9 protein-coding genes and 3 pseudogenes are annotated in these 11,870 nt (G+C 68.9%); 7 read left to right on the top strand and 5 right to left on the bottom strand.

The genetic code is table 11. From position 1 onward, the window contains the following. Positions 1–35 precede the first annotated feature (35 nt). Together ACFYRX_RS16655 and ACFYRX_RS16650 are read right to left on the bottom strand one after the other, a co-directional pair. Entirely contained in the window at positions 36–620 is a 585-nt protein-coding gene (locus tag ACFYRX_RS16655) for a hypothetical protein (RefSeq protein ID WP_389100874.1), read from the bottom strand. 60 nt (positions 621–680) lie between these two features. After that, positions 681–1,010 (bottom strand): annotated as a pseudogene (locus tag ACFYRX_RS16650) (putative RNA methyltransferase); the annotation flags it as partial. Positions 1,011–1,400: 390 nt separating this feature from the next. On the opposite strand from ACFYRX_RS16650, the gene ACFYRX_RS16645 reads away from it, so the two are divergent. The 7 genes and pseudogenes from ACFYRX_RS16645 to ACFYRX_RS16615 all read left to right on the top strand — a co-directional run bounded on the left by ACFYRX_RS16645 (position 1,401) and on the right by ACFYRX_RS16615 (position 9,270). After that, complete coding sequence (locus tag ACFYRX_RS16645; RefSeq protein ID WP_389100131.1) at positions 1,401–3,527, top strand: MMPL family transporter; 2,127 nt, start codon at positions 1,401–1,403, stop codon at positions 3,525–3,527. A 137-nt stretch (positions 3,528–3,664) separates the two neighbouring features. Beyond that, positions 3,665–5,026: a sensor histidine kinase gene (locus ACFYRX_RS16640; protein WP_389100129.1), complete on the top strand. Its 1,362-nt coding sequence runs from the start codon at positions 3,665–3,667 to the stop codon at positions 5,024–5,026. Further along, on the top strand, positions 5,023–5,694 hold the full coding sequence (locus ACFYRX_RS16635; RefSeq protein ID WP_389100127.1) for a response regulator: 672 nt from the start codon (positions 5,023–5,025) through the stop codon (positions 5,692–5,694). The genes ACFYRX_RS16640 and ACFYRX_RS16635 overlap by 4 nt, the downstream gene beginning before the upstream one ends. A gap of 546 nt (positions 5,695–6,240) precedes the next feature. Then, positions 6,241–6,621, top strand: coding sequence for an AQJ64_40280 family protein (locus ACFYRX_RS16630; RefSeq protein WP_389100125.1), 381 nt, complete (start codon positions 6,241–6,243; stop codon positions 6,619–6,621). A 76-nt stretch (positions 6,622–6,697) separates the two neighbouring features. Beyond that, positions 6,698–6,979, top strand: a pseudogene (locus ACFYRX_RS16625) (transposase); the annotation flags it as partial. 343 nt (positions 6,980–7,322) lie between these two features. Beyond that, a complete protein-coding gene (locus ACFYRX_RS16620) occupies positions 7,323–7,661 on the top strand; it encodes a hypothetical protein (RefSeq protein ID WP_389100123.1) in 339 nt (112 codons plus the stop codon). A 232-nt stretch (positions 7,662–7,893) separates the two neighbouring features. Beyond that, positions 7,894–9,270: pseudogene (locus tag ACFYRX_RS16615) on the top strand (IS1380 family transposase). A gap of 512 nt (positions 9,271–9,782) precedes the next feature. Here ACFYRX_RS16615 and pqqE read toward each other — a convergent pair. From pqqE to pqqC, 3 genes are read right to left on the bottom strand one after another with little or no spacing between them, the layout of a single operon-like run. Then, positions 9,783–10,880, bottom strand: coding sequence for a pyrroloquinoline quinone biosynthesis protein PqqE (pqqE, locus tag ACFYRX_RS16610; protein WP_389100121.1), 1,098 nt, complete (start codon positions 10,878–10,880; stop codon positions 9,783–9,785). Next, positions 10,877–11,152 (bottom strand): pyrroloquinoline quinone biosynthesis peptide chaperone PqqD, encoded by a 276-nt coding sequence (pqqD, locus tag ACFYRX_RS16605; protein ID WP_389100119.1) that lies wholly within the window; start codon positions 11,150–11,152, stop codon positions 10,877–10,879. The genes pqqE and pqqD overlap by 4 nt, the downstream gene beginning before the upstream one ends. Continuing rightward, positions 11,149–11,865 carry a pyrroloquinoline-quinone synthase PqqC gene (pqqC, locus tag ACFYRX_RS16600; RefSeq protein ID WP_389100827.1) on the bottom strand — a complete coding sequence of 239 codons (717 nt, stop codon included), beginning with the start codon at positions 11,863–11,865 and terminating at the stop codon, positions 11,149–11,151. Before pqqC ends, pqqD begins: the two co-directional genes overlap by 4 nt. Between the last annotated feature and the right edge of the window lie 5 nt (positions 11,866–11,870).

Below are 11,870 nucleotides of genomic sequence, written 5' to 3'. Positions count from 1 at the left end.
GGCCGTTGAGGGGCCCAACGCCCTTGCGTATGCGCCTACTTCTGGAAGGCTTTCACCTGGCAGGCGGTCTCGATCTCCTCGAAGTGCGGAGGATTCGGCTGGCTCGAGTCGAAGGAGTAGTCGGAGTCGCCGACCATGGTGACCTTGACGCCGTGGGCGTTCAGGCACTTCACCCAGACCCGCAGGTCGTCGGAGTAGTCCGGATTCTTGGCCGGGTCCAGCTCCGGCGGCGTAATCGGCTGCTTCGACGCGCAGGCCTTCGCTCCGGCCTTCTCGGCCGGGGTGGTCGGCGCACCCTTCAGCGGCCCGCCCTTCGCCCTCAGGCAGGCGTTCCAGCTGTCCCACATCCGGTTGGTCTCCTCAGTGGAGCTGTCCAGCCGTATGACGGGGCGGCCGGCGTCGGGGTCCGTTGTCCGCGTCGTTGTCCCAACTGCCTTGCTCGGGCTCGCGATCGAGGCGACATCGCTGTCGCCGGCAGTGCTTCTGTCACTCCCGCTGCCCGAGCCGCCGCCACCGCACGCGGTGAGGACGACAAGGCCCGTTGCGCCGATGGCGTTGAACAGGGCTGTCCGCGCGGAGCGGCCGGTGACCGGCCGGCTGCGATGAGAGGGGTTCGTCATGGCGGCCACTGTGGCCGAACGATATGCGAATCCTGTCAGGATACTGACAAGGGCCTGTCTGAAACCGGCCGGGCAGCCGGCCCCGGGCCTCCTTACGAAGAGTCGGTTGCCGACAGAGTCCGCGGCCGGCCGGGCCACGACTTCACGGATAGGCGTGTACATACCAGTGGACAGAAAACGGTCCCTGGTCTGGGTCATGGCTGCGTCATCACCGCTGGTGGCACGGGTGCCGGTCAGCAGGGCGGCGTAGCCGTGACGGGCGACGTCGAAGGCGTGACCCACCGGGCAGCGCAACGCACCGCGGTCGGGGTGCAGCCGGTGTGTACGGCACGTCGGGCAGCGCAGCAGGTCGAGGAACCGTTCGAGGGCAGGGGAAAGCGATACGGGCACGAGGCACTCCTGCAAGGGTGAAGGGAAGAGACGGTGTCTGCGCGCGCTCAGAACTGACTGCCTGGGAGGGGAACGGGCAGTGGGCAAGGCGTGATTCATGCAGCAGGCACATCAAGGAGGGCGACGCCGGACGGCGTCGCCCTCAACGTCTTCCGATCACAGGAAGCAGCAGTGCGGGGTGCTCATGAGTGCCACGTCATGAGCCCAGGAGCTGACGAAGCCCTTCACCCAGCCGGAGTTGGGAGACACGGCCTACACCCCGGGGAGTAATCCGCACCCGCTGTCGCCCCCGGCAGTACGCGTCACCTCGCCCTCCCGCCCGACGAAAGCCGTGGTTCTCACCGGAAGTCTGGGGACCGAAGCAGACGTCATCCGGAGGGAGTTCGGTCGATGAGGGCCGCAGAGACAACCAGGACGAGGACGAGGACGGGGCGCGGGCGAGCCGTTCCATGGGCGGTGCTCGGGCTGTGGATTGCGGTGATCGCGCTCGTCGGGCCGTTCGCGGCGAAGCTGGCCGACGTGCAGCACGACAAGGTCACCGACTACCTGCCGGCGAGCGCGGACTCGACGCAGGCGGCGAAGATCGAGGAGAAGTTGCCCGGGGGCGAGACCACGGAGATGGTGCTCGTCTACCACCGGGACGGCGGGCTCAGCGCCGCCGACCGGAAGACGGCGGCCGGGCAGGTCGCGGAGATCGCCGGGCAGCACGAGCTGATCGGCGGTGCTCCCAAGGGGATTGAGTCCAGGGACGGCACGACCCTGATGTACCCGGTCGCCAGCAACGAGCCCGGGGCGGACGAGAAGAAGCAGGACAAGCTCGTCACCGACGTGCGCGAAGTCGCCCGGGGCGAAGGTGGGTTGAGCGTCGATGTGGGCGGTACCGGCGCGCTGGGCACCGACTCCGGCGCGGTCTACGACTCGCTCGGCGGACCGCTGCTCTACACCACTGTCGCCGTCGTCGCCCTCCTGCTGATCCTGATCTACCGCAGCCCCGTGCTGTGGCTCGTGCCCCTGGTCGTCGCCGGGATCGCCGACTACATGTCGATGGGTGTGGCCTACGGCCTCAACCAGGCCTTCGGCACGACCGTCACGGGGCAGAGCTCGGGTGTGATGACGATCCTTGTGTTCGGGGCGGGCACGGACTACGCGCTGCTGCTCGTCTCGCGCTACCGGGAGGAGCTGCGGCGCATCGAACGGCCGTACGAGGCCATGGTCGCCGCCCTGCGTGGCTGCGGGCCCGCCGTGCTCGCCTCCTCCGGCACCGTCGCCGCCGGACTGCTGTGCCTGCTCGCCGCCGACCTCAACAGCAGCCGGGGCATGGGCCCGCTCGGCGCCGTCGGTGTGCTGTGCGCGCTGATCGCGATGATCACCCTGCTCCCCGCCGTCCTCGTACTGGTCGGACGGCGGGTGTTCTGGCCGCTCGTGCCCGCCTTCGGGAGCACGCCCAAGCAGCGGCGGAGCCTGTTCTCGGCGATGGGCAGCTCTGCCGGACGCAGGCCGCTGACCGTCCTGGCGAGCGGTGCCGTACTGCTCGGCGCCCTCGCGCTGGGCTCGTTCAACTTGCCGGGATCGCTCAAGCAGGAGGACTCCTTCGTCAAGAAGCCGGAGTCCGTCGTCGCGATGGAGACTCTCGCCAGGTCCTTTCCCGACAGTGGCAGCCAGCCCATCGACGTGATCACCCCGCAGGGGCGTGCCGAGGAGACCCTCGCGACCGTCCGCGGCACCCCGGGCGTGGGCAGTGCGGAGAAGGGGCGTACGGGAGACGGCTGGACCGAGATCTCCGTCTTCGCGAAGAGCGCACCCCAGTCGGCGGGGGAGACCGCCACCATCAAGTCCCTGCGGAACGAGCTGAAGGGCTCCTACGTCGGCGGGGACAGCGCCCAGCAGATCGACCTGGAGGTCACCAACGCCCGGGACACGAAGATCGTCGTACCGCTCGTCCTCGTCTTCGTGATGCTCATCCTGGTCGGGCTGCTGCGGAGTCTGGTCGCACCGCTGCTCCTGGTGGTCGCGGTCGTCGCGGTGTGGGGCGCCTCCCTGGGGATCGGCGGACTGGTCTTCGAACCGCTCCTCGGCCTGGGGGGCACCGATCCGGGGCTCGGACTGCTGTCCTTCGTGTTCCTGGTCGCCCTCGGCGTCGACTACGGCATCTTCCTCATGCACCGGATGAGGGAGGAGTCCCTGGCGGGAGCGGAACCGGCCACGGCGGCACTCACCGCACTGCGCACCACCGGCGGCGTCATCGCCTGCGCCGGACTCGTCCTCGCCGCGACCTTCGCCGTGCTGACGAACATGGGCCTGGTGCAGCTGGTTCAGCTCGGCTTCGTGATCGCCGTCGGCGTCCTGCTCGACACCTTCCTCGTACGGACGTATCTGGTGACCAGCGCCAGCGTCGCCCTGGGCCGGAAGGTGTGGTGGCCGGGCGTGCTCTCACGGGAGCCCGGTCCGGCCGAACCGGCCGGGGTGAACGGACCGACCGAGCCGCCCCGGCAGCCGGAAACCGTCAGTTCACCCTGAGCACGCAGACCGAAGGCCTCGATTCAACGCTCTGACCGAGCACGCTGACCGTGCGCCTTGATCCGGCGGGCCCGCCTGGGCGCCCCTCCTTCAGGAGGGGCGCCCAGGCCCCCGCACGACTACCGGAAGAGGGAGCCGTGGAAGAACGGGGAACGACCACAGGGGTACGCGACCGGTCGGCGGCGGAGACGGCGGACGGTGGCGACGGGCGGTCCCGTCGCGTCGAGCGCATCATGTCCGCCATCAACCGCGAACCGCTGACCGCACCGCACCGCACCCGCAACGACGCGGTCCTCGCGCTGGGCGTCGCCGTGCTCGCCGTAGCCATCACCTTGATGGGCGGCGAAGGGACCCGGCCCGACCATCTCAGCTGGATGCTGCTGCTCGCCGGGCACGTGCCCCTCGTAGGGCGGCGGCGCAGTCCGTTGGTGGCCCTGCTCGGGGTGGTGGCGTGCATGGCTCCGTACTACGCCCTCGACTACAACCCCGCCCTGCCCGTCCCCGCGGTCGTCCTGGCGCTCTACACCGTGGCGGCGACCGGCGCCGTACGCCGCACGCTGCTCACCGGTGTCGCCGTCCTCGGCCCGACACTGATCAGCAACGGCCTCACCAACTCGGAGGGGGCGCTGGAGTCCCTGGAGATCTCCGGCTGGATCATCGCGGTCCTGTTCGTCGGTATCGCCGTCCGCTACTACCGCTTGTACGTGGCCTCCATTGTCGAGCGGGCCGAACGTGCCGAACACACCCGGGAGGAGGAGGCCAGGCGCCGCGTCGCAGAGGAACGGCTGCGGATCGCCCGTGACCTGCACGATCTGCTCGCCCACAGCATCACGCTCATCGGCGTGCAGACGTCCGTGGCGGCCCACGTCCTGACCGCCGACCCCGAGCGCCTGGACCGCATGGCCGTCGCCCAGGCACTGGACGACATCGCGGGGACCTGCCGGACCGCCCGGGGGGAACTGCGTACGACGCTGGAGGTGCTGCGGGCGGATGACACGCTCGGGGGAGTGGGCGCGGATCCGGGGCCCGGTTCCGTGTCCGGTTCTGTTTCCGGGGCCGTGGACATGCGGGGGCCGCTGCCAGGGATCGACGGACTGGCCGGTCTCGCGGAGACCGGCCGGGTGGCCGGGGCCAAGGTCGAACTGTCCGTCCGCGCGGACGGCATCCCGCCCTCCGTGGGCGCCGCCACGTACCGCATCGTGCAGGAGGCGCTCACCAACGCCGCACGTCACGGCGGCCGCGAGGACCTCACCGTGCGAGTGGGTCTGTGGACCGCTGACGGCGCACTGCGGGTGAGTGTCAGGGACGACGGGACGGGCGGGGACGACGGCCCGGGCGGCGGAGTGGAACCGTCCGGCGGCAGGCCGGGGTTCGGGCTCATCGGAATGCGGGAGCGGGCCCGCAGTGTGGGCGGGACACTGGACGCCGGCCCCGGGCCCGCTGGGGGCTTCGAGGTCACCGCCACACTGCCGCTGTCCCGGCAGGACGAGGTCCGATGACCATCCGCGTACTGCTGGCCGACGACCAGAACCTCGTACGGGCCTCCTTCGCGATGCTCGTTTCGTCGGCCGGGGACATGGAGGTCGTCGCCGAGGCGGGCACCGGGCGGCAGGCCGTGGCGCTGGCCCGGTCGGCGCGGGCGGATCTCATCGTGATGGACATCCGCATGCCCGACCTCGACGGGATCGAGGCGACCGGGCTCATCGCCGCCGACGAGGATCTCACGGGGGTGAAGGTGCTCGTCCTGACGACGTACGAGACCGACGAGAACATCGTCGAGGCGCTGCGGGCCGGGGCGTCCGGCTTCCTCGTGAAGGACATCGGGCCGGCCGAACTCCTCGACGCCGTCCGGACGGTGGCGGCGGGGGAGTCCCTCCTCTCGCCCGGTCCCACCTCGCGGCTGATCGCCCGCTTTCTGCGCGCGCCGAACACCGCGACGACATCCGCGGTGGGCGGGCCGGGCGGGCTGTCCGAACGGGAACGGCAGGTGCTCGCGCTGGTCGGGCGCGGTCTCAACAACCAAGAGATCGCCGACGCGTTGGGACTCAGCCGGCTGACCGCCAAGACCCATGTCAGCCGGATCATGGGCAAGTTGGGGGCGCGGGACCGGGCACAGCTGGTGATCGTGGCGTACGAGTCGGGGCTTGTGATACCTGGGACTGTCTGAGTTCGGGCCGCTTCAGGGGCGGGTTCAGGTTGCGTTCCGGGGGTCGGTTGTACGGTCCCTCAACTCCCTGTGGTGGCACGGGTATCTCCGTCCCCCGGTACGCACTGCGGCTTGTCGAAGGTCTCTGTCATCGCGGCAGGAAGGCACTTTCTGCGTGCACCCCAGCCGGTCGCGTCCCCAGCTCGTCGTGTCGGCCGATGGCCATTGCGTCCCCTGCCTCCGCTCCGACCGCCTGGCGCCTGCTGGCCGGCATCATTCGGCTGCACTCGCGCGCCTGCGCTCGGCCACAGCCACCGCCTGGGTCACCTCCCGCTCCGGGAAGGAGCAGGCAGCGGCGACCTGCAAGCGCGGTTTCGGCTACCACCCGCGGCGATCCGGGAGGGAGGGCAGGCAGTCGGGAGTGTTCGGTCCGGGTTCGTCCCGGCTCACTCAACCTGCGCGAGCGCTGGGCAGTCCTACCGGATGCCGAGATCGGTACAACGGTCTTGCCGATGTGCGGGCGCATGGGCAGAAAACAGGCGTCCGAACGCTTGACTGAGGAGAGGGATGGCGAATCTGAACACCCAGACGACCTGGATTGACGCACGTGAAGGACTGCCGCGGGACGGTGTACCGGTGGCTGCGGCGATCACGGGCCGGTACCCAGCTGACAGCGCTGAGCCCGAGAACGCGGTGGGGGAGGCGTTCTGGCTGGTAAGGCCGATGTACTTCACGACTCGGCACTTCAGTGAGGACGGAACGGAACACTGGGACTGCTTCGTCGACTCGGACGGATGTGTCCGTCTGCCCTATGGTCGTGCCGACGATGACACGGTGACTCACTGGGCTGAGCTGCCCACCCTGCCGGGCAGGGCGACACACCTCGTTCTCGGGGAAGGCGTGCAGCCGGCGCTCCAGGATGCGTGGCGTGCTCGCCCTGGCACCTGACGCACATCCTGTTTTTCGGGCACGTAGAGGGTGGTACGTGACCTGATGTCCGGTTCGGTATCGCCTGATCGTGTGGCTGCGGGGACTCCCGGCCAGCCGACGGGCTTGGCCGTGCTGGAGTGACGGGGCGAGCGACCGCAAGCCCTACAAGAGCGATTTATCCGACGGACGCTGGGCGCTGATCGAGCCGGTGACCACTGCATGGAAGGCGAAGTATCCGTCCGTCAGCGGCCACCAGGGCAACTACGAGAAGCGAGAGATCGTCAACGCGCTCCTGTACCAGTCCCGGACCGGCTGCCAATGGGAGTACCTGCCCCACGACCTGCCACCGCCTGGCGCGGTGAAGTACTACTTCTCCAGAAGAGCCAGGGCCTCATGACCGCCCCCTGTCTCGTTCTTGCTCTACCCTCGGGCTTTCACGAGGGGTGCAGGGCGTTTGTAGCTGAGGGGTTGACGTCTGCTGCTCACCAGGCACGATGCGCCGCTGCTTTCCGGCGGCCGTCGTTTCTTACTCTGCACCTCGTGGGTGCAGAGTGGGCCGATGATGGACAAGACAAAACGCCGTGACGCGGGGGGATGCGTCTGCAACGCTGCGCAGTGTGGACGTCTCTCTACTCAGGGCCGAGGACTATGCGTCCGCCGATCGTGCCCAACGACTGCTTGCAGGCTCGTCCGGTTGCTCCCCTACTCTCTTCCGTCAGATGAGGTCCTGGCAGGATTTCGTCGTCGGCGTTGAGGCAGGCTTCGATACGACATGGATCTGGGAGTACCACAGCGGTCTCAGCTGCCGTGATTGGCTGGTCGAGGCACTGCCTCTGCTCACTCTCACGCTGCGGGCGCTGTGTCAGCCCGTGATCGAGAGGTGGGATGCCCGGTATCTCGCGGCGACAAGGCTGATCAAACCGCAGGGCCCTCAGACCAGGCGGTCGTCGACGCAGGGCAGGTGGTGGCACGACCGCTTCCCGCTGCTGATCGACCACGACGAGGAGATCCCGTTGCCGCTGTCCTGGTCGCCGGAGCCCAGACGCCTTACCGACTGACACGCCGGCGGGACTGGGGTCGCCCGACTCTTGATCAAATAGATGGAGAGTACCACTGACCTGCAACGATAGGACTTGTCGAGGGTCCTGTCAGCTGCAAGGAAAGAAGCACTCTCCTACAAATGGCGCGACGACGGCACCGACGAAGTCATCCATGACCTGCTGCGCTGGCAGGTTCGTGAGAGCCGGGGACGATTAGCCGCCCCGAGCCTGGTGGTGCTCGACACCCCAGGTGAAGAAGCGTAGCGGGTCCTATCCGCGTGTTGGTGTCGAGGGCAGCGGCCGTGGGGTGGTCTCGCAGGCCGGGGCGGTGCTGCTTGTCGAAACGGTCGCAAGGCGGGCCTGGACACGGCAATATCGGCGGCGCTGGCGCCGTGGCGCAAGCCGCGGACGGTGCACGATCCGGGTAAGATCCTGCTGGATGTGGCCTGGCCGTCGCACTCGGCGGCGACTGCCTGGCCGATGTCGCCATGCTGCGGGCCGAGCCCGACGTGTTCGGCCCGGTGGCCTCCGACCCCACGGTCTCCCGGCTCGTCGACGCCCCGCCACGTCCGGCCCGAAGGCACTCGCGGCGATCCGGGGCGCACGTTCCGAAGTACGTACGCGCGTCTGGGAGTTGGCCGGGGCGGACAGTCCGGCCGCCGACGGCCTGGTGACCGTGGACATCGACGGGGTGCTGGTCCTCGCGCATTCCGAGAAGCAGGACGCCACCGCGACCTGGAAGAAGACCTTCGGCCATCACCCGCTTGTCGCGTTCGTCGACCACGGCCGGACCGGGTCCGGGGAACCGGTGGCCGCGCTGCTGCGGCCGGGCAACGCGGGCTCCAACACCGCTGCCGACCACACCGAAACCGCCCAACTCGCCCTGGCCCAACTACCCAAACGCCTGCGGCGGGGACACCAGACACTGATCCGCACCGACTCCGCCGGCGGCACTCATGCCTTCCTCGACTGGCTCTCCAGGCCAAGCCGGTGGCTGTCGTATTCCGTCGGAATGACCATCACCGATGCCATCCACCAGGCCGTGCTGAAGATACCGAAGAAGGCATGGGCACCGGCCTACGACGCCGGCGGCACCGAGCGACCGGGCGCCTGGGTCGCAGAGATCACCGACCTGCCCGACCTCTCCTCCTGGCCCAAGGGGATGCGGCTGATCGTCCGCAAAGAACGCCCGAATCCCGGCGCCCAGTTGCGGTTCACCGACCTCGACGGACTACGGCTGACCTGCCTCGCCACCAACACCCAAGGCGGCCAGCTCGCCGATCTCGAACTGCGCCACCGCCGCCGGGCCCGCTGCGAGGACCGCATCCGAAACGCCCGCGACACCGGACTGCGGAATCTGCCCCTACACGACACCGCGCAGAACCGGATCTGGCTGGAGATCGTCTCCCTCGCACTCGACCTCCTCGCCTGGATGCCGATGCTCGCCCTGACCGGCACCACCCGCCGCTGGGAACCCAAACGGCTTCGCCTGCGGCTCTTCTCTGCCGCCGCTCGGTTCGTGAACACCGGCCGCCGCCACTGGCTCCGCCTGCCCGCCCGATGGCCCTGGACCGACGTCATCACCCACGCAATCGACCGGCTCCATGCCCTGCCGAACCCCGGCTGACCAGCCACTTCACCCATCCCGACAACTCGCATCAACACACCAGGCAGTGGAACCCGGCGCCCACCCGATGCGAGAGCCGGGCCATCAGCCTGACCGCACTGTGAAAACTCCACCACGTCCAACCACAAAGGGTCCCTCAGCAAGCTGACGGGCCCTCATGAACGATCGAGGCTACTGCCTTCCGATCCCGACAGGCTGCTCGCCGTCCTGGCCGAAGATCCTTCGGTCGCCGAACAGATGCATGACAGCGCCAGCCGGTCTCTGGTCGTGTGGAGCCTCATGCGGAACCTGGTCGAGAGCGCGCCACCGGCCCAGCAGGCCGCAAAGGCGGGCGCGCAACCCTCATGAGAGAGCCCTGGCTCGGTTCGCGTTTCTGATCCGGCTCCCTTTCGTCGTCGGCCGCAGACCCTTCCCTTTCCAAGTCTCTTGGAATCTGCACCGGTTGTGCCGAGCGAGTCATGAACCAGGCCGGGTCCACCGGTCTGGCCTGATGCTTGCCGACGGCGTGGAGGTCATCGCGAAGGAACTCCCAGTGCGCCAGGTCGGCGCGGCACAATTGCGCTACGTCGCTCCGGCACGGTCGTAAGAGCTGTGAGGTCCGCATGATGGGGTGATAGCGAGCAGGCGGGGTCCGTGTTGGAGGCGTCTCCCGTGAGGGCGAACGCCTGACAGCGGCAGCCGCCGAAATCGTCCGTGCGGCGTTCGCAGGCGCGGCAGGGAGAGGGCATCCATGCGGTGCCCCGGTAGAGGTTGAAGGCCTGGGACTCCTCCCAGATCCATCTCAGTGGACGGTGGAGGACACTGGGTGGGTCGAGGTCGGGCAGTGCCGCCGCGGCGGGGCACGGCAGAGTCGTCCCGTCGGGGGTCACGGTGAGGGACACGGCGCCCCAACCGCCCATGCACGGCTTGGGTGTGCCGGAGAAGTAGTCGGGGATCACCCAGACAATCTCCATACGGCCGTTCAGGCGCGTCCTCCATCGTTCGACGGCGGCCTCGGCGACAGCGAGTTGCTCACGGGTCGGCAGGAGGGCGGCGCGGTTGAGCAGGCCCCAGCCGTAGAACTGGGTGTTGGCGAGCTCGATGCGGTCCGCCTGCCAGGACAGGGCCAGTTCCATCAGACCGTCGATCGCGTCCAGGTTGTGTCGGTGCAGAACGACGTTGACCCCGAGCGGCAACTCCCTTTCCTTCACCAGCCCGGCCGCGGTTCGTTTCGCGGCGAAGGCGCGGCTGCCGGCCAGCTCGTCGGACCGGTCCGGGTCGGCGTGCTGCACGGACAACTGCACGCTGTGCAGACCCTCTTGCACCAGAGCGTCGAGGCGCTGTTCCGCCAGCCCGGTTCCACTTGTCACCAGCTGGGTGTGGAGCCCGGCACGGACGGCGGCGCGCGTGATGGCTTCCAGGTCGTTGCGCAGCAGCGGTTCGCCACCGGAGAGGTGCGTGTGCAGTACGCCGAGGTCTGCCGCCTGTCGGAAGACGTCCTCCCACTGGGATGCGGTGAGTTCGCGTGAACGACGGGTCAATTCAAGAGGGTTGGAGCAGTATCCGCAGTGCAGGGGGCAGGCGTGGGTGAGTTCGGCCAGGAGGGCCCAGGGCGGAGGGGGAGCGGTCACTGCAGCCACCCTTCGGTGTGCAGGCGGTCGAGGAACGACGTGACGTCGTGCCGTACGGCGTCCTTCGGGGATTCGTGTGCGTGGCCGAGCAGCGTGATGATCTCGTCCACCGTGCGGCTGCCGTCGCACAGGTCGAGGACCGCGCGCGCCGAGCCGTGCAGGACGACCACGCGCTCCGGCAGGAGCAGCACGTCGCCGCCGCGAACGTGGTCATGGCGGAGCACGGCGGTCCGGGGCACCCGGGGTCGCCAGTCGGTGGGCGCCCCGCTCATCGCGGGGCCGATCGCAGGGCGACGCTGTCCAGGAGCGCCCACAGCACGTCACACTTGAACGACAGGGCCGCGAGCGCCCGCTCCTGCTGGTCGCGGGTCACGGCCCACTCCTTCACCCATGTGAGGGCCTCGCTGCCGTCGCGTCGACCCTGGGGGACCCGGCTGCGGAAGTAGGCCAGGCCCGAGGCGTCGATCCACGGGTAGTGGAGGGGGAAGGTCTCCAGTCGGGTCAGCATGATGTTCGGTGCGCAGAGCTCGGTCAGGGAGGAGGCGACGGCTTCGAGGGCCGTGCCGTGCCGGCAGAAGTTGACGTAGCCGTCGACGGCGAGGCGGACGCCGGGCAGCAGGTGTTCGTGGCTGAGGAGTTCCTCCCGGTCGAGTCCGACGGCCTCGCCGAGGCGGAGCCAGCGCTCCAGGCCGCCGTCGCCCTCGGTGACTCCGTCATGGTCCTGGATGCGCCGCAACCAGGAGCGCCGCTGGGCGGGGAGGGCCAGTTTCGCCAGGATGTGAGCGTCCTTGACGGGGATGTTGCACTGGTAGTAGAAGCGGTTCGCCACCCATCGGCGAAGCTCCTCGGGGCTCAACTCGCCTTGATGCATACGGCGGTTGAAGGGGTGGCGGTCGTGATAGCGCATGGCGGCCAGTTCGCGCAGGTGTGCCTCAAGCGCGTCTGGACTCCAGGCGGGCCGTGTGCCGAGTGTGTCGGCCGTCATCGGTT

This window comes from Streptomyces sp. NPDC005374 (assembly GCF_042872225.1).
In the GTDB taxonomy this organism is placed as follows: domain Bacteria; phylum Actinomycetota; class Actinomycetes; order Streptomycetales; family Streptomycetaceae; genus Streptomyces.
This window is presented reverse-complemented; position numbering and strand designations above follow the sequence as displayed.